Source organism: Burkholderia sp. MSMB1078WGS (assembly GCF_001528895.1).
In the GTDB taxonomy this organism is placed as follows: Bacteria; Pseudomonadota; Gammaproteobacteria; order Burkholderiales; family Burkholderiaceae; genus Burkholderia.
In genome coordinates, this window is the sequence record NZ_LPDI01000100.1 from 118119 (window position 1) to 144486 (window position 26368).

Annotated in this window: 28 protein-coding genes and 1 tRNA gene; 16 read left to right on the top strand and 13 right to left on the bottom strand. The window is 68.0% G+C overall.

The features are described 5' to 3' along the window. Positions 1-83: 83 nt before the first annotated feature. Positions 84-1115: a CDP-6-deoxy-delta-3,4-glucoseen reductase gene (locus tag WT24_RS26165; RefSeq protein WP_059504744.1), complete on the bottom strand. Its 1032-nt coding sequence runs from the start codon at positions 1113-1115 to the stop codon at positions 84-86. 107 nt (positions 1116-1222) lie between these two features. On the opposite strand from WT24_RS26165, the gene WT24_RS26170 reads away from it, so the two are divergent. Further along, positions 1223-2260: an NAD-dependent epimerase/dehydratase family protein gene (locus WT24_RS26170; RefSeq protein WP_059504746.1), complete on the top strand. Its 1038-nt coding sequence runs from the start codon at positions 1223-1225 to the stop codon at positions 2258-2260. On the opposite strand, the gene WT24_RS26175 is transcribed toward WT24_RS26170, so the two are convergent. Beyond that, entirely contained in the window at positions 2243-2431 is a 189-nt protein-coding gene (locus tag WT24_RS26175; protein ID WP_059834969.1) for a hypothetical protein, read from the bottom strand. The genes WT24_RS26170 and WT24_RS26175 overlap by 18 nt on opposite strands. A 105-nt stretch (positions 2432-2536) precedes the next feature. Further along, entirely contained in the window at positions 2537-3253 is a 717-nt protein-coding gene (locus WT24_RS26180; protein WP_060036265.1) for a pseudouridine synthase, read from the bottom strand. Positions 3254-3365: 112 nt separating this feature from the next. Here WT24_RS26180 and copC point away from each other — a divergent pair, with 112 nt between their 5' ends. The 4 genes from copC (at position 3366) to WT24_RS26200 (ending at position 6374) form a co-directional block, all read left to right on the top strand. Next, positions 3366-3740 carry a copper homeostasis periplasmic binding protein CopC gene (gene copC / locus WT24_RS26185; protein WP_059504752.1) on the top strand — a complete coding sequence of 125 codons (375 nt, stop codon included), beginning with the start codon at positions 3366-3368 and terminating at the stop codon, positions 3738-3740. Positions 3741-3804: 64 nt separating this feature from the next. Further along, the gene (locus WT24_RS26190; protein WP_060036266.1) at positions 3805-4305 is read left to right on the top strand and encodes a DinB family protein; all 501 of its coding nucleotides are present in this window, start codon (positions 3805-3807) and stop codon (positions 4303-4305) included. A 179-nt stretch (positions 4306-4484) separates the two neighbouring features. Continuing rightward, positions 4485-5258, top strand: coding sequence for an SDR family oxidoreductase (locus WT24_RS26195; protein ID WP_027785181.1), 774 nt, complete (start codon positions 4485-4487; stop codon positions 5256-5258). Positions 5259-5444: 186 nt separating this feature from the next. Beyond that, a complete protein-coding gene (locus tag WT24_RS26200) occupies positions 5445-6374 on the top strand; it encodes a LysR family transcriptional regulator (protein ID WP_059504756.1) in 930 nt (309 codons plus the stop codon). A 108-nt stretch (positions 6375-6482) separates the two neighbouring features. Here WT24_RS26200 and WT24_RS26205 read toward each other — a convergent pair whose 3' ends face one another. Further along, positions 6483-7370: a LysR family transcriptional regulator gene (locus WT24_RS26205; protein ID WP_060036267.1), complete on the bottom strand. Its 888-nt coding sequence runs from the start codon at positions 7368-7370 to the stop codon at positions 6483-6485. Between the two features lie 112 nt (positions 7371-7482). Between WT24_RS26205 and WT24_RS26210 the strand changes: the two genes are divergently transcribed. Further along, positions 7483-8373, top strand: coding sequence for an alpha/beta fold hydrolase (locus tag WT24_RS26210; protein WP_060036307.1), 891 nt, complete (start codon positions 7483-7485; stop codon positions 8371-8373). Between the two features lie 35 nt (positions 8374-8408). On the opposite strand, the gene WT24_RS26215 is transcribed toward WT24_RS26210, so the two are convergent. Both WT24_RS26215 and WT24_RS26220 read right to left on the bottom strand, forming a co-directional pair. Beyond that, positions 8409-9308 (bottom strand): SDR family oxidoreductase, encoded by a 900-nt coding sequence (locus WT24_RS26215; RefSeq protein ID WP_060036268.1) that lies wholly within the window; start codon positions 9306-9308, stop codon positions 8409-8411. Positions 9309-9352: 44 nt separating this feature from the next. After that, entirely contained in the window at positions 9353-10090 is a 738-nt protein-coding gene (locus WT24_RS26220; protein WP_060036269.1) for an SDR family oxidoreductase, read from the bottom strand. Between the two features lie 120 nt (positions 10091-10210). Here WT24_RS26220 and WT24_RS26225 point away from each other — a divergent pair, with 120 nt between their 5' ends. Beyond that, entirely contained in the window at positions 10211-11113 is a 903-nt protein-coding gene (locus tag WT24_RS26225) for a LysR family transcriptional regulator (RefSeq protein ID WP_059795784.1), read from the top strand. Positions 11114-11459: 346 nt separating this feature from the next. Here WT24_RS26225 and WT24_RS26230 read toward each other — a convergent pair. The 3 genes from WT24_RS26230 to WT24_RS26240 all read right to left on the bottom strand — a co-directional run bounded on the left by WT24_RS26230 (position 11460) and on the right by WT24_RS26240 (position 13809). Further along, positions 11460-11544 (bottom strand) — tRNA-Leu (locus WT24_RS26230). A 95-nt stretch (positions 11545-11639) separates the two neighbouring features. Next, positions 11640-12797, bottom strand: coding sequence for an ABC transporter substrate-binding protein (locus tag WT24_RS26235; protein ID WP_060036270.1), 1158 nt, complete (start codon positions 12795-12797; stop codon positions 11640-11642). Positions 12798-12867: 70 nt separating this feature from the next. After that, positions 12868-13809, bottom strand: a complete 942-nt coding sequence (locus WT24_RS26240; protein WP_027785173.1) for a CysB family HTH-type transcriptional regulator — start codon at positions 13807-13809, stop codon at positions 12868-12870. Between the two features lie 214 nt (positions 13810-14023). On the opposite strand from WT24_RS26240, the gene WT24_RS26245 reads away from it, so the two are divergent. From WT24_RS26245 to cobA, 6 genes are all read left to right on the top strand, one after another. Beyond that, on the top strand, positions 14024-15703 hold the full coding sequence (locus tag WT24_RS26245; RefSeq protein WP_059504769.1) for a nitrite/sulfite reductase: 1680 nt from the start codon (positions 14024-14026) through the stop codon (positions 15701-15703). 25 nt (positions 15704-15728) lie between these two features. Continuing rightward, positions 15729-16271 (top strand): DUF934 domain-containing protein, encoded by a 543-nt coding sequence (locus WT24_RS26250; protein WP_060036271.1) that lies wholly within the window; start codon positions 15729-15731, stop codon positions 16269-16271. After that, positions 16268-17026 (top strand): phosphoadenylyl-sulfate reductase, encoded by a 759-nt coding sequence (locus tag WT24_RS26255; RefSeq protein ID WP_060036272.1) that lies wholly within the window; start codon positions 16268-16270, stop codon positions 17024-17026. Before WT24_RS26250 ends, WT24_RS26255 begins: the two co-directional genes overlap by 4 nt. A gap of 75 nt (positions 17027-17101) precedes the next feature. Next, positions 17102-18064, top strand: a complete 963-nt coding sequence (gene cysD, locus WT24_RS26260; RefSeq protein ID WP_060036273.1) for a sulfate adenylyltransferase subunit CysD — start codon at positions 17102-17104, stop codon at positions 18062-18064. A 22-nt stretch (positions 18065-18086) separates the two neighbouring features. Continuing rightward, entirely contained in the window at positions 18087-19403 is a 1317-nt protein-coding gene (locus WT24_RS26265) for a sulfate adenylyltransferase subunit 1 (protein WP_059504774.1), read from the top strand. Positions 19404-19463: 60 nt separating this feature from the next. Next, positions 19464-20213, top strand: a complete 750-nt coding sequence (cobA, locus tag WT24_RS26270) for a uroporphyrinogen-III C-methyltransferase (protein WP_059504776.1) — start codon at positions 19464-19466, stop codon at positions 20211-20213. Between the two features lie 81 nt (positions 20214-20294). Here the strand turns inward: cobA and WT24_RS26275 are convergent, their stop codons facing one another. Genes WT24_RS26275 through lptF form a run of 3 tightly spaced genes read right to left on the bottom strand, consistent with a single transcriptional unit; the run spans position 20295 to position 22952 of the window. Further along, a complete protein-coding gene (locus WT24_RS26275) occupies positions 20295-20678 on the bottom strand; it encodes a sirohydrochlorin chelatase (RefSeq protein WP_060036274.1) in 384 nt (127 codons plus the stop codon). Positions 20679-20705: 27 nt separating this feature from the next. Further along, positions 20706-21854 (bottom strand): LPS export ABC transporter permease LptG, encoded by a 1149-nt coding sequence (gene lptG / locus WT24_RS26280; protein ID WP_059504778.1) that lies wholly within the window; start codon positions 21852-21854, stop codon positions 20706-20708. A 3-nt stretch (positions 21855-21857) separates the two neighbouring features. Continuing rightward, complete coding sequence (gene lptF / locus WT24_RS26285; protein ID WP_059504780.1) at positions 21858-22952, bottom strand: LPS export ABC transporter permease LptF; 1095 nt, start codon at positions 22950-22952, stop codon at positions 21858-21860. A gap of 122 nt (positions 22953-23074) precedes the next feature. Here lptF and WT24_RS26290 point away from each other — a divergent pair, with 122 nt between their 5' ends. Genes WT24_RS26290 through WT24_RS26300 form a run of 3 tightly spaced genes read left to right on the top strand, consistent with a single transcriptional unit; the run spans position 23075 to position 25821 of the window. Continuing rightward, entirely contained in the window at positions 23075-24586 is a 1512-nt protein-coding gene (locus WT24_RS26290) for a leucyl aminopeptidase (protein ID WP_059504781.1), read from the top strand. A gap of 34 nt (positions 24587-24620) precedes the next feature. Continuing rightward, the gene (locus tag WT24_RS26295) at positions 24621-25037 is read left to right on the top strand and encodes a DNA polymerase III subunit chi (RefSeq protein WP_006478083.1); all 417 of its coding nucleotides are present in this window, start codon (positions 24621-24623) and stop codon (positions 25035-25037) included. A gap of 25 nt (positions 25038-25062) precedes the next feature. Then, entirely contained in the window at positions 25063-25821 is a 759-nt protein-coding gene (locus WT24_RS26300) for a DUF2486 family protein (protein WP_060036275.1), read from the top strand. Between the two features lie 149 nt (positions 25822-25970). On the opposite strand, the gene WT24_RS26305 is transcribed toward WT24_RS26300, so the two are convergent. Further along, the gene (locus WT24_RS26305) at positions 25971-26297 is read right to left on the bottom strand and encodes a c-type cytochrome (protein ID WP_060036276.1); all 327 of its coding nucleotides are present in this window, start codon (positions 26295-26297) and stop codon (positions 25971-25973) included. Between the last annotated feature and the right edge of the window lie 71 nt (positions 26298-26368).

The following is a 26368-nucleotide window of genomic DNA, read 5'->3' on the forward strand; positions in this document are numbered from 1 at the left end:
CATCCCGCGCCCCACTGTAAACCGCCGCGATGCCACGAATGTGACACGGGCGGCGCGCAGCAGGGCGCGGGCGCGCCCGGCGCTCAGACCGGATGCGCGAGATCGGCGGCGCTCGTAAACGAGTCCGCGTAGAACTCGTCGGCCGGCAGCGCGTGGTGCTGCGTGAAGTCGCGCTGCGCGGATTCGACCATCACCGGCGCGCCGCACGCGTACACCTGATGGCCCGACAGATCGGGCAGGTCCTCGATCACCGCGCGATGGACGAAGCCCGTGCGGCCCGTCCACTGGTCGGCGTCGTCCGGCTCGGAGAGCACCGGCACGTACTTGAAGTTCGGGATGTCGCGCGCCCACTGCTCGGCGAGTTCGGCGAGGTAGATGTCCTTCTTGCGGCGCGCGCCCCAGTAGAGCGTCATCGGGCGCGTGATGCCCGAGTGCTTCACGTGCTCGATGATCGCCTTGATCGGCGCGAAGCCGGTGCCCGACGCGAGCAGCACGATCGGCTTGTCGGAGTCCTCGCGCAGGAAGAACGTGCCGAGCGGGCCTTCGAAGCGCAGGATGTCGCGCTCCTTCATCGCGCCGAACACGTGGTCGGTGAACTTGCCGCCCGGCATGTGGCGGATGTGCAGCTCGATCGGGCCTTCCTCGTGCGGCGCGTTCGCCATCGAGTAGCTGCGGCGCGAGCCGTCCTTCAGGATGAATTCGACGTACTGGCCCGCGAGGTACTGCAGGCGTTCGTTGGCCGGCAACTGCAGCTTCACGACCATCACGTCGTCCGCCTTGCGTTCGAGCGCGGCGATCCGGCACGGCAGCTTCTTGACCTGCACGCCGTCGACGCCGGCGATCTCGCGCACGTCGATCTCGAGATCGCATTGCGCCTTCGAGCAGCACAGCAGCGCGAGGCCGCGCGTGCGTTCGTCGTTGGACAGCGCCGACGCGGCGTGCGGGCCTTGTTCGATCTGGCCCGACACGATCTGGCCCTTGCAGGAGCCGCACGCGCCGTTCTTGCAGCCGTACGGCAGATGGACGTTCTGGCGCAGCGCGGCCGCCAGCACGGTTTCGTCCGACTCGACCTGGAATTGCCGGCCGCTTTGCTTGAGAGTGACGTTGAATGCCATAGAACCAAACTAGAACAAAATGGGAGGACCGTGCGTGTCGCGCACGGCAGCTACAATGCAAAACCGTTGCGCGTCGCGCAACGGCGGCTACTGATTTCGCAACCAACATGATCGCGACACGAATCCTGCGCCGGCCGCGCGTACTGATCGTCGGCTGCGGCGACGTCGGCATGCGCTGCGTCGCGCAATGGCGTGACGCGCGCCGCAATCTGCGCATCTTCGCGCTGACGAGCCACCCGGCCCGCCGCGACGAACTGCGCGCCGTGGGCGCGACGCCGATCGTCGGCGATCTCGATCGCCCGGCGACGCTCGGCCGCCTCGCGGGCCTCGCCCGCACGATCCTGCATCTCGCGCCGCCGCAATCCGACGGCCGCGACGACCGGCGCACGCGTGCGCTGATCGCCGCAACGTCCATGCCCGCGCGTCGGCCGGCGGCGCCGCCGGCACCGGCGGCCGGCCGGCTCCGAACGCTGCGCAGCGCGGCGCGACAGGCCGGCGCGCCCGTTCGGGCAGCGCGTATTGTACCCGACGGTCTTCGCGCGCCGAGGCTCGTCTACGCCAGTACGACGGGCGTCTACGGCGATTGCGGCGGCGCGCGTATCGACGAAACGCACCCGCTACGCCCTGCGAACCCGCGTGCGTTCCGGCGCGTGTCGGCCGAGCGGCAACTGCGCGCGGCGACGGTGCGCGGCGCGTTGTCCGCGCGCATCGTGCGCATTCCCGGCATCTATGCGGCGAACCGCTTGCCGCTCGCGCGGCTCGAGCGCGGCACGCCGGCGCTCGAGCCGGCCGACGACGTGTACACGAACCACATCCACGCGGACGATCTCGCGGCGATCCTGCGCCGCGCGGCCGAGCGCGGCAAGCCGGCGCGCGTCGTGCACGCGTCGGACGACACCGAACTGCGGATGGGGGAGTATTTCGACCGGGTCGCGCAGGCGCTCGGCCTGCCGAGGCCGCCGCGCGTCAGCCGCGCGGACGCGGAGCGCCTGCTCGAGCCGACGCTGCTGTCGTTCATGCGCGAGTCGCGGCGCCTGTCCAACGCACGGCTCAAAGCCGAATTGTGCGTGACGTTGCGCTATCCGACCGTAGACGATTTCCTTCAAACGCTCGCGCCGGGCAGCGCGTCAGGTGAGCGCCGGTAACGCCTCGATCAACAGGAAGCACAGCAGCGCACCGATCAGCGCGCCGATCAGGTTCGGATGATATTTGTGCTTCAGATGCATCGTGACCAGCAGGCCGCCGATCGCGATGACGCCGATGACCGCGAACGCGATCATCACCGACGACAGTTCGAAAGAATGGTTGATGTTCATGACGTCCCCCCTGCATCGCTGCTCTTGCAGCTTGTGATTTCAGTATAGCGGGGGAACCTGCGGCGCAGGGGCGGCCGGATGCCGAACGGTCGTGCGGATTTTCCCTTACAGGGTTTGGACGGGATTGCGCAGCGCGGCAAGGTCGGCTTCGTCGAGCCACCGCCATGCGCCGGGTGCGAGGTCGCCCGGCAGCGCGAAGCCGCCGATGCTTTCGCGATGCAGCGACTCGACGCGGTTGCTCGCCGCCGCGACCATCCGCTTGACCTGGTGGTACTTGCCTTCGAGCACGGTCAGCGCGAGCGCGTGCGTGTCGCGGGCGGCGGCGGCGACGGCCACGATCGGCTTCGGCTCGCCATGCAATTGCACGCCGGTGCGCAGCGCCTGCAGTTGCGTGTCGTCGAGCGGGTGGCGTACGGTCGCGACGTAAGTCTTCGGCACCTTGCGCTTCGGCGACGTGTACGCGTGCACGAACTGGCCGTCGTCGGACAGCAGCAGCAGGCCGGTCGTGTCCTGGTCGAGCCGGCCGACGCACTGCACGCCGCGTGCGACGAGCGGCGCGGGCAACAGGCTGAACACGCTCGCATGGTGCTGCGGATCGCGCGAACACTCGTAGCCGGCCGGCTTGTTGAGCGCGAGATATGCGCGCGCATGGAACGGCCATGCCGTATCGTCGACCGAGAACACGAGGCCGTCGGTATCGAAGATGGCGTCCGGGTCGGTCGAGGTCGCGCCCGCGACGGCGACGCGGCCTGCTTCGATCAGGCCGCGGCACTGGCGGCGCGAGCCGAAGCCCTGGGTGTAGAGAATGCTTTCGAGATCCATAGCGCGCGCATTCTATCAAGCACCGGCGCAGGGCCGGCATGGACGCGCATGCTGGTAAGCTGCCGGAACGCTGCGCGGCGCGCGGCGCCCGTTCATTCTTCACGGAACGCTCATGCCTTTCGATTCATTCCCGTTCGGCCGCCGTGCTGCCGCCGTCATCGTCGCCGCGACCGTTTCGTCGACCGCGTTCGCGCACGCGCATCTCGCGAAAAGCGACCCGCCGGCGGGCGCCGCGCTGGCAGCCGCACCGGCGGCCGTCACGATCGACTTCACCGAGCCGCTGGAGCCGGCATTCAGCTCGATCGTCGTCGTCGACGGCGACGGCAAGACGGTGTCGAGCGGCCGCGCGCGCATCGACGCGTCGAACCGCAAGCGGATGACGGTGCCGCTCGCGGCGCTCGGCCCGGGCGCGTATACGGTGAAGTGGGCGGCCGTCGCGACCGACGGGCATCGCACGCAGGGCGCGTACGGCTTCGGCGTGAAGTGACGCAACGGCGGCGGCAAGCCCGTGCCAGGATTGCCGCCGCCTTTATCCGACAGGAGTCTCCGGCATGAATCCGACGACGCTCGACGCACTCGCCGATTTCCCCCGCCAGCTCGAAGCGCATTTCGCGGCCGTCCCCGACGGCTATGCGCGCTGGACCCCGGACGACTGGGCCGGCATGCCGAGCGAGCATTTCTCGCCGCTCGGGCAGCTCTGCCATGTGCGCGACATCGAGATCGACGGCTATCACGTGCGGCTGCGCCGCATGCTCGACGAAGACCGGCCGCGGCTCGTCTCGATCGACGGCGACGCGCTCGCGATCGAGCGGCGCTACGACGACGCGTATGCGTCCGACGTGCTCGCGGCGATTCGCGACGCGCGGCGCGAGACGCTGGAACTGCTGTCGCGCCTCACGCCCGAACAGTTCGAGCGTACCGGCGAGTTCGAGGGCTACGGTGCGCTGACCGTGCGCGGGCTTGTCCATTACCTGTGCAGCCACGATCAGCAGCATCTGGCCGGCATGCAGTGGCTGCTCGGCAAGATCGACGCAGCGCTGCACGCGCGCTGAGCCGGCCGGCGGCCGCGCAGTCGATCGCAGAATCCGGTGCCGCCGTCGGTGCGGCCGGCCACCTTGCATGGCTTCGATTGGATAGTATTTCTGGATAATCCATCCAGCCGCGGCCGGCTGACCGGCGGCTCGTGCATGCCTACACTCCTAGCTTCGTCCAACGAAAAAAGGAGTCAACCGTGGCAACTCATACGCTCGCAGACAAGGTCGTCCTGATCGCAGGCGGCGCAAAGAATCTCGGCGGCCTGATCGCCCGGGATCTGGCAGGCCACGGCGCGAAGGCGGTGGCGATTCACTACAACAGCGCGGCATCGCAGGCGCAGGCCGAGGAGACGGCCGCCGCGGTGCGCGCGGCCGGCGCGCAAGCCGCGACGTTCCAGGCGGACCTGACGACGGCTGCCGCGGTCGAGAAGCTGTTCGACGACGCAAAGCAGCGCTTCGGCAAGATCGACATCGCGATCAACACGGTCGGCAAGGTGTTGAAGAAGCCGTTCACCGAGATCAGCGAGGCCGAGTACGACGAGATGTTCGCGGTCAACAGCAAGTCGGCGTTCTTCTTCATCAAGGAAGCCGGGCGGCACCTCGAGGATCACGGCAAGCTCGTCACGCTCGTGACGTCGCTGCTCGGCGCGTTCACGCCGTTCTACGCGGCGTACGAAGGGTCGAAGGCGCCGGTCGAGCACTTCACGCGCGCGGCGTCGAAGGAATACGGCGCGCGCGGCATCTCGGTGACGGCCGTCGGGCCGGGCCCGATGGACACGCCGTTCTTCTATCCGGCCGAAGGCGCCGATGCGGTCGCGTACCACAAGACGGCCGCCGCGCTGTCGCCGTTCAGCAAGACGGGGCTGACCGACATCGAGGACGTCGTGCCGTTCATCCGCCATCTCGTGACCGATGGCTGGTGGATCACGGGCCAGACGATCCTGATCAACGGCGGCTATACGACCAAGTAACCGGGGCCGCTCACGGGCCGTGCCGGCGGCCGTAGCGGCACCGGCGCCCCGCAATGGCGCGTTTGCATGGACAATGGACGGGCGCGCGGCACGAGGCCGCGCGCCCGTTTTTCCCTGTGTCGCCGAAGCCGGCCGCGATGCGCGGCAGCCGCCGGCGGCGACCGTTCGAACCCGGGTTTCCCGCCGATGGACAAGCTGGATCAGGTCAGGATCTTCCTGCAGGTTGCCGAGATGGGCAGCTTCATCAAGGCCGCGCATGCGCTCGACGTTCCGCGCGCGACCGTGTCGGCGGCCGTCCAGCAGCTCGAGACGGCGCTCGGCACGCGCCTGTTGCACCGCACGACGCGCCAGGTGCAGCTGACCGCCGACGGCGCGCTGCTGCTCGAACGCGGCCGGCGCCTGCTCGCGGAAGCCGACGAACTCGACCGCCTGTTTCGGCGTCGCGACCGCGACGTGGTCGGGCGGCTGAACGTCGACGTGCCGAGCCGGATCGCGCGCCGCGTCGTGGCGCCCGCGCTGCCGTCGCTGTTTCGCCGCCACCCGAAGCTGCAACTGTCGCTCGGTTCGACGGATCGCACGATCGACCTCGTGCAGGAGGGTGTCGATTGCGCGATCCGCGTCGGGCGGCTCGCGGACAGCAGCCTCGTCGTGCGCCCGCTCGGGCAGTTCGCGCTGATCAACTGCGCGAGCCCCGACTACCTGCGCGAATGCGGCGTGCCCGAGCATCCGGATGCGCTCGCGCACGGGCACTGGGCGATCGGCTATGCGTCGCCGACGACGGGGCGCGAGCTCGGCTGGGAATACTGCGCGGACGGACAGCGGCACGAGCTGACGCTGCCGAGCCGCGTGATCGTCAACAACGCCGAAACCTATATCGCCAGCTGCATCGCGGGAATGGGGCTGATCCAGATTCCGCGCTTCGACGTCGAGCATCTGCTGGCAAGCGGCGCACTCGTCGACGTGATGCCCGGCCACCGCGCCGAGCCGATGGACGTGGCGGCCGTGTATCCGCACCGCCGGCATCGCTCGAGGCGGCTCAACGCGTTCATCGAGTGGTTCGGCGAGTTGATGGCCGATGCGTTGAACGACGCAGGCGCGAGCGGCAGCGGCGACTGAAGGCGGCATCGTGCCGGTATCCGCGGGCCGTCCCGCCGTTCGCCGGCTCGGGATGCGGCCGATCGGCACCGGCGCGCTGCGGCCGTGCGGCGACTGCGCCGCGCATGCTCAAGCGGCGAACTGTCGGGTGCGCCCGGTGGCCCGTACCGCGTCGACCAGTGCGGCGCCGACGCCCGCGGGTTTCGACGCGAATGCGTAAAAGCGTGCGGCCGGCAGCGCCGGCAGGCCGTCGTGCGGCCCGCATTCGCGCAGGCCGTCGCGCAACTGGCTGCGCGCGAGCGCCGTGACCGCGAAACCGGCGAGCGCGGCCGACATGCAGCCGGCCATGCTCCCGCTTTCGAACAGCACGCGAAACGGCCGCAGCGCCGCGGCGAGCGCGGAAACCGCGGCTTGCCGATACACGCACGGCTCCGGAAACAGCGCGAGCGGCACGCCTTCTTCGGCGTCGAGCGCCGTATCGGCCGCGAATGCCCACACGAGCGGCTCCTCCCACAGCAGTTCGCCGGGCGTGTCGACCTGTCGGCACTGCTTGCCGAACACGACGTCGAGCCGGCCCAGCGATTGCTGTTGCAACAGCGACGCGGTGATGCCGACCTTCAGTTCGATCGAGGTGCGCGGATGGCTGTCGCGGAACGTGCGCAGCACCTGCGGCAGCCACGTGCCCGCGAAATCCTCCGACGCGCCGACCCGCAGCGGCCCGTGCGCCGGCGCGCCGCGCAGCCGCGCGCGCACTTCGCGCTCCATGTCGACGATGTTGCGCGCGTACGCATACAGCGTGTCCCCGGCTGGCGTCAGCGCGATACGGCGTGTCGTGCGCGCGAGCAGCACGGTGCCGGCCGCCTGTTCCAGCCGCTTGATGTGGCCGCTGACGGCGGACGGCGTCAGCGCGAGGCGCTCGGCGGCCGGGGCGAATCCGCGGCTGTCGACCACTTCGAGAAAGGTGCGCAGCAGCGCGATGTCGAGCGCGGTCGATGCGGGGTCGGTCGGCGGTTCCATGGATCGATTCAACGCAATATTTGAAGAGTAAATCATGATACTCCGCGAATCGTGATGAAAAGCCGGCCTACCATCGTACGTTCATGCCGACCTTGACCTGATGGAGGACCCGATGACGACCTATGCGCATGCGACGACCGCGTCGCTCGACATTGCCTATCTCGAATGGAACCCGCGCGGCGAACGCGTCGCCGTGCTGCTGCACGGCTGGCCGGACAGTCCGGTCGGCTGGGAGGCGGTGGCGGCGGCACTCGTCCCGCGCGGCTACCGCGTGCTCGCGCCCGCATTGCGCGGTTTTGCGCCCACGCGCTTTCGCGACGCGTCCGTGCCGCGCAGCGGCCAGCTCGCGGCGCTCGGGCGCGACCTGCTCGAATTCGTCGACGCGCTCGGTATCGAGCAGCCCGTGCTGGTCGGGCACGACTGGGGCGCCCGAGCAGCCGCGAACGCCTGCGGGCTGCGCGGAGGGGCCGCATCGCATCTCGTGATGCTGTCGGTCGGGTACGGCACCAACGATCCCGCTCAGCCGCTGTCGCTGCAGCAGGCGCGCAACTACTGGTATCACTGGTTCATGGCGACGCCGCGCGGCGAGCAGGCGCTGCGCGACGACCGCCGTGCGTTCGCGCGCCTGATGTGGGATACGTGGTCGCCGCCGGGCTGGTATCGCGACGGCGATTTCGACGCGGCGGCCGCTGCGTTCGACGGACCCGACTGGATCGACGTCGTGCTGCATTCGTACAGGCAGCGCTGGGGCTTCGCGCCGGGCACGCCAGCCTATGCGGACGACGACGCGCGGCTGAACCCGGCGCCCGTGCTGGCGGTGCCGACGCTCGTGCTGCACGGCGGCGCGGACGCCTGCAATCATCCGGACAGCTCGGCCGGGCGCGAGCGGTTCTTCGCCGGACGGTACGAGCGGCAGGTGCTCGACGGCGTCGGGCACTTCCCGCAGCGCGAATCCGCGGCGGCGGTCGCGGACGCGATTCTCGGGTTCTGCGAGCGGGGGTGACGCGCGCCGGCCGGCCCGACCTGGCGCGGGAAGGATCAGTCGTGCACGCGCGGCGCGAGCAGGTCGGCGAGGCCGATGTTTCTGAACATCTCGCGGCGGATGCGATCGCCGACGCGGAACACTTCCTCCGCGCCGTCCTGCGACGGGTCGACGAACACGCGGTAGGGGCGCTTGCCGGCCGGCGCCGCGACGAGCGTGGCAATCGCCGTGGCGACGGCGCCCGCATCGGCGTCCGCCGGCTCGAGTGCGGCGAGGCCCTTCAATGCCTGATCGGCGACGCCCGCGTACGGCCCGCCGTCGTAGGCGGCCTGCACGACGGTATCGGCCGGCTTGCCCGCGTGGAGGAAGTGATTCGTACCCCGGGTGAACGCGCCCGGCACGACGATCGACGTTTCGATGCCCCAGCGCGCGAGTTCGGCTGCGTAGGACACCGCGAGCGAGTCCATCGCGGCTTTCGCGGCGAAGTAGGGCGCGAGGAACGGCGGAGTACCGCCGCGCGCCGACGAGGACGACACCCAGACAAGCAGGCCGCGGCCCTGGCGGCGCAGGTGCGGCAGCGCCGCGCGGTTCACGCGCTGGGTCGACACGACGTTGACGTCGTAGAGCTGCGCGAGCTGTTCGGGCGTGAACGCTTCGGCTGGCCCGAACACCATGTGGCCGGCGTTGTGGACGACGACGTCCAGACGGCCGTGGTCGGCGATCACGCGATCGATTGCGGCGTCGACCGAGGCATCGTCGCCGACGTCGAGCTCGAGGCTGCGCAGGTCGACGCCGTGTTCTTGCGCATAGGCGGCGACGGCGGCGACGCGCGACGCGTTGCGCCCGGCGCTCTCGCGCATCGATGCGTAGACCGTGTGACCGGCGCGGGCGAGCGCCTGGGCCGTCAGCAGGCCGAAGCCGCTGGACGCGCCGGTGACGAGGATGACTTCCTTCATGAGCGATCTCCTGGCGGAAAGACGAGGGGGCGGCGGGCGGTCCGTCAGCACATGCCGCCGTTGGCGCGCAGGATCTGGCCGTTGATCCACGCGCCGTCCGGGCCGGCGAGGAACGCGACGACGCGCGCGATGTCGTCGGGCTGGCCGAGCCGCTCGAGCGGGTTCAGCTTCGCGAGCCGCTCGACGAGTTCGGCGCTCTTGCCCTGCAGGAACAACTCGGTCGCGACCGGCCCCGGCGCGACGGCGTTCACGCGGACGCCGCGCCCGCGCATTTCCTGCGCGAGCACCTGCGTGAGGCTTTCGACCGCCGCCTTGCTCGCGACGTACACGCCGTAAGTCGGCATGCGCATGCCGATCACGCTGGTCGACAGGTTGATGATGCGTCCCCCGTCGCGCACCCGGTTTGCCGCTTCGCGGCATACGTTGAACGTGCCTTTCACGTTGATGGCGATCGTTTCGTCGAACAGCGCGTCGTCGCAGTCGGCGATCGCCGTCAGCTTCATCACGCCCGCTGAATTGACCACCACGTCGATGCCGCCGAATGCATCGCGGGCGGCGTCGAACAGCGCAGCCACGGCCGCCGGGTCGGCGACGTTCGCCTGCACCGCGACGGCACGGCCGCCGTCGGCGACGATCGCATCGACCACGTCGCGGGCCGGGCCGGCGCTGCCGGCATAGTTGACGACGACCCTGAAACCGTCCCGGGCGAGCTGGCGCGCGATTTCCGCGCCGATGCCGCGCGACGAACCCGTGACGAGGGCTACCTGTTCCGATGTGCTCATGTCCTGCTCCTGGTGAATGGATGAATGCCGTTCGATCCGGCGACAGGACAACTGTAGGCTTCCTCGACAAATAAAAATAATGAATAATGATCAGTCGATGAATGACTTAAAGTACGTCTCATGGGATTCGACAGCAGGCTGCTCAGCGGTATCGGGGTGCTCTCCGCGGTGATCGAGGCCGGCACCTTCGCGCGCGCGGGCGAGGCGATGGGACTGACTCAACCGGCGGTGAGCCGCGCCGTCGCCCGGCTGGAACAGCGCGTCGGCATCCGGATCTTCAATCGGACGGCGCGCGCGATCACGTTGACCGACGAAGGACGACGCTTTTACGAGGCGGTCGCGCCGCTGCTGGCCGGCATCGAGGAGGCGGCGCTCGACGCCGGCCGGTCGAAGGCACGCGTGAGGGGCCGATTGCGGGTCAACGTGGACGGCACGTTCGGTCACTACGTGCTGGCGCCGCGGATGACGGAATTTCTCGACCGCTTTCCGGACCTGTCGGTCGAGATCAGCGTGCGCGACCGGATGGGCGACCTCGTCGCCGACGGCTTCGACGTGGCCGTGCGCTTCGGCATCCCGGAGCCGTCGTCATATCGGGCGCGCCTGCTGGTCGAGACGCGCGTGCTGACCTGCGCGTCGGCGGCCTATGTCGCGCGTCATGGCGAACCGCGGCACCCGCGGGATCTCGCGGACGGTCACCAGTGCGTGCTGATCCGCAATCCGGTGACGGGGCGGCCGTACGAATGGGAATTTCATCGCGGCAAGGAAGTCGTGCCGGTCGACGCCGCCGGCAGGCTGACGGTCAACGATACGGGCGGGCTGCTCGGCGCGTGCCTGGGCGGCGTCGGCATCGCGCAACTGCTGGAACTCTATGCGCGGGACGTCCTGGCCGACGGGCGGTTGGTGCAGTTGTTGCCCGAGTGGGCGGACGAGACTTTCCCGCTTTACGCGTATCACCACGCGTCGAATCTCGTTTCGGCGAAGGTGAGGGTGTTTCTCGACTTCGTCCGCGAGCTGATGGCCTGAGTGAGGTGGCTGCACGACGAAGGGCTGCCGTCAGGTCATTCGGTGCGATGGGGAAGGTTGTCCGGGAACGGATAGGGCGCATGCGGCCCGGGCCAGTCGGGTACGGGCGGCGCGCTCGGTATGTCGCAAACCGCCGAGCATGAGCGCCAGCCCGGTGGCGAGCACGGTGCGGCAGATTCGGCGTGAAATCTTGCGCGTGGACGCGGCCTCCGTGATCGGCATCTTCCTGATGCTTGGACTGCCGGGCGGGACGCCTGTCGCGGCGATGCGGCCAAAAACAAAAAAACCCGCGAAGCGGCGAGCTTGCGCGGGTTTCGACGGTTGCAGCGCGGACGCTGCGAAATACTGGTGCCCAGGGCCGGAATCGAACCGGCACGCCTTGCGGCGGGGGATTTTGAGTCCCCTGCGTCTACCAATTTCACCACCTGGGCTTGATCGTGGCCGCGCATGCGGTGGTGCGCGGCGAAACGCGGATTATGGCGGAAATCCGGGCGCCGGGCAAGCTACCCGGCATCCGGCGTACAAGTCACTGGCTCAGATAGACGAAGCGGCCCTGTTTCACGATCCCCATCACGCTCGCGCGCTGGTCGAGCCCCACGTGATCCTTGTCGCTCGTATTGACGACGCCGTTCGGCACGACGAGCTCGTGCGCGCGTTCGAGTTCGCGCCGCAGCGCCGCGCGGAACGCGGGCGTGCCGGGCTGCGCGGCCTTCAGCGCGCGGCCGACCGCGTCGGCGAGGCGCGGATAGACGCCCGCCGCATCGCCCGCGAACTGCGTGACGGTGCCGGCGCCGTATTTCGCGTCGTACGCATCGACGAACGCGAGCGCGGCCCGGCGGGCCGGGTGGTCGGCCGGCAGCGTGCGCGCGACGACCACCGGCTGGGTCGGGAACAGCGTGCCGTCGACGTCCTTGCCGCCGAGCTTGATGAATTCCGGCGTCGCGATCCCGTGGGTCTGGTAGACCGCACCCTTGTAGCCGCGCTCGATCAGCGTGCGCTGCGGCAGCACGGCCGGCGTGCCGGAGCCCGCGATCAGGATCGCATCGGGTTTCGCCGCGATCAGCTTCAGCGCCTGGCCCGTGACGCTCGCGTCGGTGCGATTGAAGCGCTCGGTCGCGACCACGCGGATCTTGCGCAGGTCCGCGAAGCGCGTGAATTCGTTGAGCCAGCTGTCGCCGTAGCTGTCCGCGAAGCCGATGAAGCCGACCGTCTTCACGCCGTGGTTGGCCATGTAGCGCGTCATTACGTCGGCCATCGCGCGGTCGCTCTGCGCCATCTTGAACGCCCAGGTCCGCGCGCCTTCCTGCGGCTCGACGATCGCACCCGAGCCGACCAGCGTGATCATCGGCGTCTGTGCGGCCGCCACCGCGTCGAGCGCCGCGAGCGCGGCCGGCGTGATGTTCGGCCCGACCACGACGTCGACGTGATCCTCGTCCACCAGCTTGCGGATGTTGCGCACCGCGGTGCCCGGGTCGGAGGCGTCGTCGAGCACCGTGACCTGCACGGGTTGCCCGGCGATCGTCTTCGGCCACATCAGGATCGCGTTCTTGCTCGTGATGCCGATCGCGGCGGCCGGGCCGGTCGACGACAGGTCGACGCCGACCTTCAGGTCGGCATGCGCGACCGCGCAGGCGAGCAGGAGGGCGGCGCCGGCGGCGCGGCGCAACAGGGCGGGAAGCGTCATGCGGGAATCTCCATTTCCGTCGGGCAACGAAAAGGGGCGCAATGCGCGCCCCTGTGTTCATACCTGTCCGTCAAAGCTCGTACGATTCGGATTCGCCTTTGAGCGCCTGCTCGATCAGCTTGCGGTTCAGTGTCGGCGACAGCAGTTCGACCAGCGTATACACATAGCTGCGCAGGTAGGCGCCCTGCTTGAGCGCGACGCGCGTCACGTTGCTGCCGAACAGATGGCCGACCGGGATCAGCCGCAGGCCGCGATCGCGCTCGGGATTGAACGCGATGTCGGCCATGATGCCGACGCCGAGGCCGAGTTCGACATAGGTCTTGATCACGTCGGCGTCGATCGCCTCGAGCACGATGTCCGGCGACAGCCCGCGCAGCGCGAACGCATGATTGATCTTCTTGCGGCCCGCGAACGCGTCGTCGTACGTAATCAGCGGATATTGCGCGAGATCGTCCAGCGTGACCGGCTTGCGTTCGAGCAGCGGATGGTCGGCCGGCACGACGGCCGCGTGATGCCACTGGAAGCAGGGCAGCGACACGAGCTCCTTGTAGTCGGAGATCGCCTCGGTCGCGATCGCGAGATCGGCCTGATCGTGGATCACCATCTCGGCCACCTGCGTCGGGCTACCCTGCAGGATCGACAGGTGGACCTTCGGGAAGCGCTTCTTGAACTCGGCGATCGCGGCCGGCAGCGAGTAGCGGGCCTGCGTGTGGGTGGCCGCGATGGTCAGGTTGCCCTGATCCTGCGCCGCATAATCTTTCCCGACCCTCTTTAAGCTTTCAACTTCCTGAAGAATCCGCTCGACCGATGCGAGGATGATCCGGCCCGGCTCGGTGAGCGAGCGCACGCGTTTGCCATGCCGCGTGAAGATCTCGACACCCAGCTCGTCCTCGAGCTCGATGATTGCCTTCGATACTCCCGGTTGCGACGTGTAGAGCGCCTTGGCGGCCTCGGTGAGGTTGAAATTCTGCCGGACGGCCTCGCGCACGAAGCGAAATTGGTGCAGGTTCATTTATAACCCTTCCGCATATCAACAGAATTTTTTAGTCGTTTGAAATATAAGGCGAGTTTATTACGATTCACCCGAGTTTTTCAAATATGGATATCTGTTTTCGTCATTAGCAATCCAGCCGGCAGCGGATGGCGGCGGTGACGACGGAACGGAGATTCGGGCGCGACGTGGCTAGGACGTCGCGCGGTCAACACGAAAACCCTGGGGTCCCCGAATGTATCAGTACGACCAATACGACCAGACGATCGTCGACGAGCGAGTCGCGCAGTATCGCGACCAGGTGCGCCGCCGGCTGTCGGGCGAGTTGAGCGAAGACGAATTCCGTCCGCTGCGTCTGCAGAACGGCCTGTACATGCAGCGCCACGCGTACATGCACCGCATCGCGATTCCGTACGGCAACCTGCGCAGCGACCAGCTCCGGATGCTGGCCCGCATCGCCCGCGAGCACGACCGCGGCTACGGCCACTTCTCGACGCGCTCGAACATCCAGTTCAACTGGATCGAACTGGAAGAGACGCCCGAGATCCTCGCGAAGCTCGCGTCGGTGCAGATGCATGGCATCCAGACGTCGGGCAACTGCATCCGCAACATCACGGCCGACCAGTTCGCCGGCGTCGCGCAGGACGAAGAGATCGATCCGCGCCCGTGGGCCGAGATCCTGCGCCAGTGGTCGACGTTTCACCCGGAATTCGCGTGGCTGCCGCGCAAGTTCAAGATCGCGGTGTCGGGCTCGAAGCACGACCGCGCGGCCGTGCAGATCCACGACCTCGGCGTGTACCTGAAGAAGAACGCGCAGGGCGAGGTGGTCGCGAGCATCCTCGCGGGCGGCGGCCTCGGCCGTACGCCGATCGTCGGCGCGGTGATCAAGGAAGACCTGCCGTGGCAGCATCTGCTCACGTACTGCGAGGCCGTGCTGCGCGTGTACAACCGCTACGGCCGCCGCGACAACCTGTACAAGGCGCGGATCAAGATCCTCGTGAAGGCGCTGTCGCCGGCGAAGTTCGCGCAGCAGGTCGAGGAAGAATGGCAGCACCTGAAGGACGGCCCGTCGACGCTCACGCAGGCCGAAATCGACCGCGTGTCGCAGTACTTCCAGCCGCCGGTCTACGAGAAGCTCGCCGACACCGACGCATCGTTCGAACAGCACCTGCTCGAGAACAAGGCATTCGCGCGCTGGGTCGAGCGTAACGTCGCACCGCACAAGGTGCCGGGCTATGCGGCCGTCACGCTGTCGCTGAAGGATCACCGCGTGGCCCCGGGCGACGCCACCGACGCGCAGATGGATCTGGTCGCCGACTGGGCCGACGCATACTCGCTCGGCGAACTGCGCGTGTCGCACGAGCAGAACCTGATTCTGGCGAACGTGAAGAAGCGCGACCTGTTCGCGTTGTGGGAAAAGGCGAAGGCGGCCGGTTTCGCGACGCCGAACATCGGCCTGCTGACCGACATCATCGCGTGCCCGGGCGGCGACTTCTGCTCGCTCGCGAACGCGAAGTCGATCCCGATCGCACTCGCGATCCAGCAGCGTTTCGACGATCTGGATTACGTGTACGACCTCGGCGATCTGTCGCTGAACATTTCCGGTTGCATGAACTCGTGCGGCCATCACCACGTCGGCAACATCGGCATCCTCGGCGTCGACAAGGATGGCGCCGAGTGGTACCAGGTGTCGCTCGGCGGCGAGCAGGGCACGGGCCGCAACGGCGCGCGCCTCGGCCGCGTGATCGGGCCGTCGTTCTCCGCGCAAGAAGTGCCGGACGTGATCGCGAAGCTGATCGACACGTTCGTCGAAGCGCGCATCGACGGCGAGCGCTTCATCGACACGTACGACCGCATCGGCATCGCGCCGTTCAAGGAGCGCGTGTATGCGGCGCGCCAGGCAGTGAACGCGTAACCAACCGGGTAGAAGGAATTTGCAGATGGCTTCGATTATCAAGAACCGCGCAGTGATCGACGACGCATGGCAGGTCGTGCGCGCGGCGGAAGACGGCGCGCTGCCCGCGGTCGACGCGTTGCCGGCCGGCAAGGTGCTGGTGCCGTTCGCGTTGTGGCAGGCCGAGCGTGCGGCGCTCGTCGCCGCGAAGACGAAGGACGAACTCGGTGTGTGGCTCGCGCCGGACAGCGAACCGGCCGATCTCGTGGCCGACTTCGGCGCGATCTCGCTGGTCGCCATCGATTTCCCGCGCTTCGCGGACGGCCGCGGCTACAGCATCGCGCGCCTGCTGCGCGAACGTCATGGCTGGACGGGCGAGCTGCGCGCGATCGGCGACGTGCTGCGCGACCAACTGCTGTACATGTCGCGTTGCGGCTTCGACGCGTTCGCGGTGCGCGCCGACAAGGACATCCACGACGCGCTGAATGCGTTCACGGAATTCACGCAGCGTTACCAGGGCGCATTCGACGAGCCGGCGCCGCTGTTCCGCCGCCGCGAGGCTGCGGCCGACACCAAGGTGAGCGCATGAGCACCGCGACCGCCACCGAACTGACGCCGGAACTCGCCGCGAAGGTCGAGCGCCTCGACGCGCTGCTCGCGCGGATCGGCGCCCGTCACGACAAGGTGAAATTCGCGAGCAGCCTCGCCGCGGAAGACATGCTGCTCACGCACGCGATCCTGTCGAAGGGCGTGCCGATCGGCATCTTCTCGCTGAACACGGGCCGCCTGCACGCCGAAACGCTCGGCATGATCGACCGCGTGCGCGAGCGCTACGGCTACGAGATCGAGCAGTTCCACCCGCAGCAGGACGCGGTGGACCAGTACGTCGCCGAGCATGGCCTGAACGCGTTCTACGAGAGCGTCGAGCTGCGCAAGTCGTGCTGCCATATCCGCAAGGTCGAGCCGCTGAACCGCGCGCTGGCCGACGTCGGCGCGTGGGTCACGGGCCAGCGCCGCGAGCAGTCGGTCACGCGCGCGGAGCTGCACGAGGAAGAACGGGACGAAGCGCGCGGGATCGCGAAGTACAACCCGCTCGCCGACTGGACGGAAGCCGACGTGTGGGCGTACCTTAACGCGTTCGACGTGCCGGTCAACCCGCTGCATGCGCGCGGCTATCCGAGCATCGGCTGCGAGCCGTGCACGCGCGCGATCCGTCCCGGCGAGGACAGCCGCGCGGGCCGCTGGTGGTGGGAGTCGCGCGACACGAAGGAATGCGGGCTGCACATCACCACGATCACGCCGATTCCCGCGAATGCCGATGCCGATGCCGGCGCCGCGCACTGAAAGCCGACAAGACACTGAATATTGCGCCGCCTGCGACAGCGGGCGGCACGAACCCGGAAGAGAAGGACTGAAATCATGAGCACGACGCTCGAGCAATCCGCCTTTGCCCCGCCCACCGGCGCCGACAGCCGCATGGGCCATCTCGACTGGCTCGAAGCCGAGTCGATCCACATCCTGCGCGAACTCGTCGCCGAATGCAGCAAGCCGGCGCTGTTGTTCTCGGGCGGCAAGGATTCGGTCGTCGTGCTGCATCTGGCGCTGAAGGCGTTCGGCCTCGGCGCGAACCGCAAGACGACGCTGCCGTTCCCGCTCGTGCATATCGACACGGGCCACAACTACGAGGAAGTGATCGACTTCCGCGACCGCCGTGCGCAGGAGCTCGGCGCCGAGCTGGTGGTCGGCCACGTCGAGGACTCGATCAAGCGCGGCACGGTCGTACTGCGCCGCGAAACCGATTCGCGTAACGCCGCGCAGGCCGTCACGCTGCTCGAGACGATCGAACAGCACGGCTATACGGCGCTGATCGGCGGCGCGCGCCGCGACGAAGAGAAGGCGCGTGCGAAGGAGCGCATCTTCTCGTTCCGCGACGAATTCGGCCAGTGGGACCCGAAGGCGCAGCGCCCGGAACTGTGGAGCGTGTACAACGCCCGCCTGCACAAGGGCGAGCATCTGCGCGTGTTCCCGATCTCGAACTGGACCGAGCTCGACGTGTGGCAGTACATCGCGCGCGAGAACCTCGAACTGCCGTCGATCTACTACGCGCATCAGCGCGAGATCGTGCGCCGCAACGGGCTGCTCGTGCCGGTCACGCCGCTCACGCCGATGCGTGACGGCGAGACGAGCGAGCTGGCGCAGGTGCGCTTCCGCACGGTCGGCGACATCAGCTGCACGTGCCCGGTCGAAAGCGACGCGGACGACGTCGAGAAGATCATCGCCGAGACGGCGGTGACCGAGATCACCGAGCGCGGTGCGACCCGGATGGACGACCAGGCGTCCGAAGCCGCGATGGAACAGCGCAAGAAGCAAGGTTATTTCTGAAGCACACGAGGACATTCACATCATGAGCATCATCGAGAACACCGAAGACCTCGGCGTGTTGCGCTTCATCACCGCGGGCAGCGTCGACGACGGCAAGAGCACGCTGATCGGCCGCCTGCTGTACGACAGCAAGGCCGTGCTGTCCGACCAGCTGTCCGCGCTGTCGCGCGCGAAGAACAAGCGCACGGTCGGCGACGAGCTCGATCTCGCGCTGCTGACGGACGGGCTGGAGGCCGAGCGCGAGCAGGGCATCACGATCGACGTCGCGTACCGCTATTTCGCGACCGCGAAGCGCAAGTTCATCATCGCCGACACGCCGGGCCACGAGCAGTACACGCGCAACATGGTGACGGGCGCGTCGACCGCGCACGCGTCGATCATCCTGATCGACGCGACGCGCATCACGGTCGAGAACGGCGTCGTGCAACTCCTGCCGCAGACCAAGCGCCACAGCGCGATCGTCAAGCTGCTCGGGCTGCAGCACGTGATCGTCGCGATCAACAAGATGGACCTCGTCGACTACAGCGAGGCGCGCTTCAACGAGATCCGCGACGCGTACGTCGCGCTCGCGAAGCAGCTCGGCCTGACCGACGTGCGCTTCGTGCCGGTGTCGGCGCTGAAGGGCGACAACATCGTCGGCGCGAGCGAGCGCATGCCGTGGTACGCGGGCGAGCCGCTGCTCGACGTGCTCGAGTCGCTGCCGGTCGAGACGCAGGCGCACGACGCGCTGCGCTTCCCGGTGCAGTGGGTCGCGCGCCAGGACGGCAGCTCGGCCGACGATTTCCGCGGCTACATGGGCCGGATCGAGTCGGGCGAAGTGAAGGTCGGCGACGCGATCGTCGTGCTGCCGTCGAACCGCACCGCGACGGTCGCCGAGATCGTCGCGCCGGTGCCGGGCGGCACCGCATCGGTCGCGCACGCGTTCGCGGGCCAGACGGTGACGATCCGTCTCGAAGAGGATGTCGACGTGTCGCGCGGCGACATGTTCGTCACGGCCGCCGAGCCGGTCGAGCCGGCGAAGAAGCTCGAGGCGGACCTGTGCTGGTTCGACGAGACGCCGCTGTCGCCGCAGCGCAAGTACCTGCTGAAGCAGACCACCAGCACGGTGTTCGCGAAGATCGGCGGCGTCAAGCAGGTGCTCGACGTGCATACGCTGTCGCACGCGACCGATCGCCAGGACCTGAAGATGAACGACATCGGCCGCGTGGCGCTGACGCTGCAAAAGCCGATCGTGTGCGACACGTACGATGCGCACCCCGGTACGGGCGCGTTCGTGCTGATCGACGAGGCGACGCACCACACGGTCGCCGCAGGGATGATCCGCGCGTTCTCGGCGTAATCGTCAATCTGCGCGGCGGCGAACCGGCCGCCGCGGCAGGACCCTAGCGAAGCGACAAACATGGGCAAGGTATATCTGATCGGAGCAGGGCCGGGCGCCGCGGACCTCATCACGGTGCGCGGCATGCGGCTGCTCGAGCAGGCCGACGTCGTGCTGCACGACGCGCTCGTCGAGCCCGCGATGCTCGACTATGCGCCGAACGCGCGGAAGATCGCGGTCGGCAAGCGCTGCGGGCAGCGCTCGACCGCGCAGCATTTCATCAACAAGCAGATCGTCGACGCCGCGCGCGAGCATGCGTGCGTCGTGCGGTTGAAGGGCGGCGATCCGATGCTGTTCGGTCGCGCCGAAGAGGAAATGCGCGCGCTCGACGCGGCCGGCATCGACTACGAGGTCGTGCCGGGCATCACCGCGGCGCTGGCCGGCGCGGCGACGCTGAAGCGTTCGCTCACGTTGCGCGGCGTATCGCGCAGCGTCGCGTTCGCGACGCACAGCCGCGCACCGGGCAGCGACGAGATTCGCGAAGCCGCACGCGCCGATTCGATCGTCTACTACATGGGCCGCGACAGCGCGCCCGGCATCGCGCAGGAATTGATCGACGCCGGCCGTGCGCCGGCGACGCCGGTGGCGATCGTCGAGGCATGCAGCACCGCGCGCGAACGCACGCTGACGCTGACGCTCGCCCGGATGGCGGCCGGCGATGCGCAGGCGTGGCTCGATCCCGCGGAACCGAGCCTGCTGATGATCGGCGATGCATTCGCCGAACGCACACGGCAGGCGCAGGCGGGCGACCCGGTGCGCAATGCCGCCTGAGCTCGGCTCGCGCGCGATTCCAAACGCAAAAAGCGCCGGCAGATGCCGGCGCTTTTTCTTTGGGCGTGGCGAAGACGTGGCCTACGCGTCGTCGCCGAACTGGTCGACGCAATAGCGCGCGACCGCGTCGAGCACGCCGTCGTCTTCGCCGACGGCCGTCGCGCAGCGGATCTCGACGCCCGGATGCGCGGCGCGGCATGCGTCGACGAGCTGCGGCAGGTCGCGGCGGACATGGCCGCCCTGGCCGAAGAACACGGGCACCACGGTGATGCGCGCGCAGCCGGCCGCGACTTGCGCGGCCACGGCCTCAGCGAGCGACGGCGTCATCAGTTCGAGGAACGCGAGCGACACCTGCGCGGCAGGGGAGCCGGCGCCGCGCAGCCGCGCGGCGAGCCGCTCGAACGGCTCGGCCCAGCGCGGGTCGCGGGCGCCGTGGCCGAACAGGACGATACCGTGCGAATGCATGTCGAAGCCTCCGTCGCGACGCGGCGCTCAGTGCCGGTCGACCCACTTGAGCGCGAACAGGCCGAGCGCGAGATAGATGAGACCCGGCGTCGCGGCGGTGAGCGGCGCGGGCCACGTGTTCAGCGTGCCGATGTGCGAGAACAGCGTGTTGAGCAGCTGGAAGCTCATGCCGAGCATGATGCCGCCGAACACCTTCACGCCGACCACGCCCGCCCGCGTGTGCAGGTAGGCGAACGGCAGCGACAGCACGAGCATCACGAATACCGCGAACGGATACAGCAGCTTGCGCCACAGCGCGATGTCGTAGCGCTGCGTGTCCTGCTGGTTCTCGCGCAAGTGCTGGATGTAGCGGAACAGGTTGATGAGCGACATGCGCTCCGGCGACACGAGCAGCACCGACAGGATCTGCGGCGTCAGGTCGGACCGCAGCCGGTATTCGGGCAGCGACACCTGCTGCGACCGGTACACGGGGTTCAGCGCATCGGCCGGCTGGCCGCTGACCGGCTTGATCGGCGTCAGCTCCGTTTCGGTGACGCCCTTCAGCAGCCAGTGGCCGGGCGGCTCGTAGCGGCCGGTTTGCGCGATCCGCACGTTTTGCAGCTGGAATTTCGAGTCGAACTCGTAGATGCGCACGTTGCTGATCGTCGAGTCGGGCGACAGGCTGCCGACGTTGACGAAGCGCGTGACCTGCTCGCCGTTCTCGCGGGCCGCGAGCGTGTCCTTCACCCACACGCCCGACTGGAAGTTCGACGACACCGATGCACCGAGCGCCTGCAGCCGCACGCGTTCGGACAACTGGTCGGCGTACGGGCCGACGAATTCGCCGATCAGGTAGGTGACGATCACGAGCGGCACGCCGATCTTCAGCAGCGAACGCAGCGCCTGGTTGGTCGCGAGGCCCGACACGCGGAAGATCGTGAATTCCGAGTTCGCGGCCATCTGCGCGAATACGTAGATCGCGCTGATCAGCGCTGCGACCGGGATGATCTCGTAGAAGCGCGACGGCGTCTGCAGCGCGACGCGCAGCACCGCGTAGCCGAACTTGTAATTGCCGTGCCCGACCGAGTTCAGCTCGCTGATCAGGTCGAAGAAGAAGAACAGACCGGAGAACGCGAACAGGATGAAGATGAACGTGATGTAGATCTGCCGCGCGAAGTATTTTTCATAGAGCCGCATCGATCATGCTCCCGAGCGGCCGAACAGCGCGCGTGACAACAACGGACGATTGCGCACGCGCAACCAGAAAATGAACGCGACGATCGCCGCGACGAGCACGTGCAGCCCGACGAGACCGACGCCGAACGACATCTTGCCCTGCTCGATCTGCGCCTGCACGACGTTCAGCAGGTTCGAATACGTGAGGTAGATCAGCACGGCCATCACGAGGTTGATCGTGCGGCTGCGGCGCGGGTTCTGGTACGCGAGCGGGATGCCGAGCACCATCAGGTTCAGCGCGATCAGCGGCAGCCCCGCGCGCCACGCGAATTCCGCGAGATTGTCGCGCGTCGGGTTGCGCAGCAGGTCGGGCGTGGGCGTGCTGTTGGTGGTCTGAACGTTGACGACCGGCTTGCTGGTGATCTTCACGCCGTAGCGCTCGAACTCCATGATCTTGAAGTTCGGCTGGCCGGGCGTGCCGTCGTAGCGGCGGCCGTCTTCGAGGACGACGAAACGATCGCCGTCCTTCGAGGTTTCCGTGTGGCCCGTCTGCGACACGACCACGTTGAGCTTGCCGTTTTCCGTCGACGTGACGAATACGTTCTGGACCTTGCTCTGGTCGGGCGACATCTTCTCGATGAAGAACACGCGATGGTTCGCGGCCGATTCGCGGAACTGGCCGGGCGCGAGCAGCGAGATTTCGTCGCGCTGCTGGAAGCGCGCCTTGATCATCTTGCTCTGCTGGTTCGACCACGGCCAGCCGACGAACGCGAAGAAGGCGATCAGCAGGACGATCGGCGTGGCGAACACGCCGATCGGCTTGATGAGGCGCGTGAGGCTCACGCCCGATGCGAGCCACACCACCATTTCGGAGTCCCGGTACCACCGGGTCAGCACGAACAGGATCGACACGAACAGTGTGACGACGAGCATCACGGCGAGGTAGCCGATCACGGTCAGGCCGATCAGCACGAGCACGTCCCGCGGATCGATTTCGCCGGACGCGGCGTAGCCGACGATGCGAATCATCATCGTCGTGAGCATGATCGTGAGCAGCACCATGAACACGGCGCCAGCCGTATACGCAAGCTCGCGCTGGAGGGAGCGTTCGAAGATCATTCTTGATGAGAAGAGGGCGGGAGGCTGCGCACGCGTGGTGGAGCGCTCGCGCCGCCACGGGAAAAATAGCGGATAATTGCGGCTTTCATCCTTAGCCCAGATTTTATCCGAGGACAAGCGCGATGGACTTTAGCATAAAAGGCTGTGATTGGAGCAAAGGCGAGGCCAAGGGGTTCCTGACCGGGAAGTCCGACTGCATCGTGCTCGGCATCTTCGAGGCGCAGACCCTGTCGGGCGCGGCGCTCGACATCGACACGGCCACCAAGGGGCTGATCTCGCGCGTGGTGAAGGCCGGCGACATGGACGGCAAGCGCGGCAAGACGCTGTTCCTGCACGAAGTGTCGGGCATCGGCGCGTCGCGCGTGCTGCTCGTCGGGCTCGGCAAGCAGGATGCTTTCAATCAGAAAGCCTATAACGACGCGGTGACCGCCGCCTGGCGCGCGCTGCTGGCGACCAAGGTCGTCCAGGTCACGTTCTCGCTCGCGCAACTGCCGGTCGACGAGCGCAGCTCCGACTGGGGCGTGCGCGCCGCGATCCTCGCGCTGCGCAACGAGACCTACCGCTTCACGCAGATGAAGAGCAAGCCGGAACCGGCGTCGCACACGCTCAAGCGCGTCGTGTTCAGCGTCGATCCGGCGGACGAAAAGGCCGCGAAGGTCGCGGTCAAGCAGGCCGTCGCGCTCGCGAACGGGATGGATCTGACCCGCGACCTCGGCAACCTGCCGGGCAACGTCTGCACGCCGACCTATCTCGGCAACACCGCGAAGAAGATCGCGAAGGATTGGGGCCTGAAGGCCGAGGTCCTCGGGCTCAAGCAGATCCAGGCGCTGAAGATGGGGTCGTTCCTGTCGGTCGCGCGCGCGTCGGTCGAGCCGCCGCAGTTCATCGTGCTGCACTATCAGGGCGCCGCCGCGAAGGCCGCGCCGGTCGTGCTGGTCGGCAAGGGCATCACGTTCGATACGGGCGGCATCTCGCTGAAGCCGGGCGAAGGCATGGACGAGATGAAGTACGACATGTGCGGCGCGGGCTCGGTGCTCGGCACGATCCGCGCGGTCGCCGAGATGGGCCTGAAGATCAACGTCGTCGCGATCGTGCCGACCTGCGAGAACATGCCGGGCGGCAACGCGACGAAGCCGGGCGACATCGTCACCAGCATGAAGGGGCTGACGATCGAGGTGCTGAACACCGACGCCGAAGGCCGCCTGATCCTGTGCGACGCGCTCACGTATGCCGAGCGCTTCAAGCCGGCCGCGGTGATCGACGTCGCGACGTTGACGGGCGCGTGCGTGATCGCGCTGGGCGGCCACAACAGCGGGCTGTTCTCGACGAACGACGCGCTCGCGGGCGAGCTGCTCGACGCGTCGCGCGAGGCGAACGACCCGGCATGGCGCATGCCGCTCGATGACGAGTACCAGGAACAGCTGAAGTCGAATTTCGCGGATCTCGCGAACATCGGCGGGCGTCCGGCCGGCGCCGTGACGGCCGCGTGCTTCCTGTCGCGCTTCACCGAGAGCTATCCGTGGGCTCACCTCGACATCGCGGGCACCGCATGGAAGGGCGGTGCGGCGAAGGGCGCGACGGGCCGTCCGGTGCCGTTGCTCGCGCAGTTCCTGATCGACCGCGCCGGCCAGTGATGGCGGGGCCGACGACGCTGCGGGTGCGCGGGCAATGACGCGGATCGATTTCCACTCGAACGTCGGCGATTCGCTCGCGTACGCGTGCCGGCTGCTGCGCAAGGCCTATCAGGCCGGGCAGCCGGTCGTCGTGCTCGCGGAGCCCGCGCGCCTGCGTGCGCTCGACGAGCGCCTCTGGACGTTCTCGCCGCTCGATTTCATCCCGCATTGCGGTGTCGACAGCGAGCACGCGGCCGGCACGCCGATCGTGCTGGCCGCCGATCTCGACCGCGCGCCGCATCATCACGTGCTGCTGAACCTCGGCGCGACCGTGCCCGCGCAGTTCGCCCGCTTCGAGCGCCTGCTCGAAGTGGTCGGCAACGCGCCGGAGGAGCTGGCCGCAGGCCGCGACCGCTACCGGTTCTACCGCGACCGCGGCTATGCGCTGAACAACTACAAGCAGGGCGGCTAGCCGCAACCGTCGACGGAGTGTTCCCGTGACCGAAGCCGATTCATCCTCGATTCCGACACTGACCGACGTGCTGGTGCCGGGCAAGCCGGCGCCGGCGCGCTCGCCCGCGTCCGCCGCGCCCCGCCCGCACGACGACGCGGCGATTCCGGTGCTCACCGACGTGATCGTGCCGGCCGCCGCAGGCGTGGCTGCGCCGGCCGGATCGAATAAAACCGAAGCCGACCCCGATTTCGTCGTGGTCGAACCCGTGCCGACGCCGCATGTGCCGGCGGTCGAGCTGCCGGGCGACGCGGCGACGGCCGCCGCCGTGGGCGAGACCGATGCGCCGGCCGAGCCCGGCGCCGCCGAGCACGTGGTCGCGGAGGATGCGGCGGCGATGACGGCGCCGCTGCGCTCGTCGCTGATCGATGACGACCTGCCGCAACACACGTTCGCGGCGATGGCGCGCAACGCGGCCGCGCAGGCGCCCAACCCGGCGATGCCGGAGGTGGCCCTGCCGAGCGCGGCGCCGCAGCGCGATGCGCAGGCCGCAGTCGCACTGATGCCGGAAGATGGGCAGCACGTCGCCGAACGGCTTCGCAATCGCCTGACGAACTATCTGACCGGGGCGGGGCGCGAGGCCATCGAAGCGCGTTGTCGCGATGCGCTGCACGAGCATTCGGCCTGGCTGGTCGGCCAGGTCACGCGCGAAGTCGCATTCGCGCTGGAAACCGAGGTGATGGACTGGGTGCGCGAAGCGGTCGATGAAGAGATCGCCCGTCGTCGCGCCGGTCATTCCGGCTGAACGAGCAATCGCTCGCGACGGCGAAAAAAAGAGAATGCAGGTTTGGTAGGCGCCTGCGAAGCCGCCGGCGACGCGCAGGTCGGCAGTACTTGGCCTTCCTCGGCGACGCCCTGCGTACGACGTGGGTACGCCGAGCGGCGTATTCGCTTTCAGCGTACCGACAGCACCCACTGGGCGAGCGTGTGGGCCTCGGTGCTCGTCAATTGCGTATTGGCGGGCATCGGCACGCTGCCCCATACGCCGACGCTGCCTTTCACGATCGATTGCGCCAGGTAATCGACGCCGTCGCCGCGCGCCGCGTACTTGCCGGCGATGTCGCGGAACGACGGACCCATCAGCGGCTTGTCGATCGCATGGCAGGCCATGCAGTTCTTGCGCTGCGCCAGCGCGAGCCCGTCGGCCTGGTCGGCACGCGCCGCCGCCGCGCTGCCGGTCAGCAGCATGGCGAGCAGCACGCGCAATATCGTCTGTTTCATGCGGTTCTCCGCCGGCGGGGACGGCCGGCTTCATGGTCCGCGCATTATAGAAGCAAAGGGAAAGCACGTTT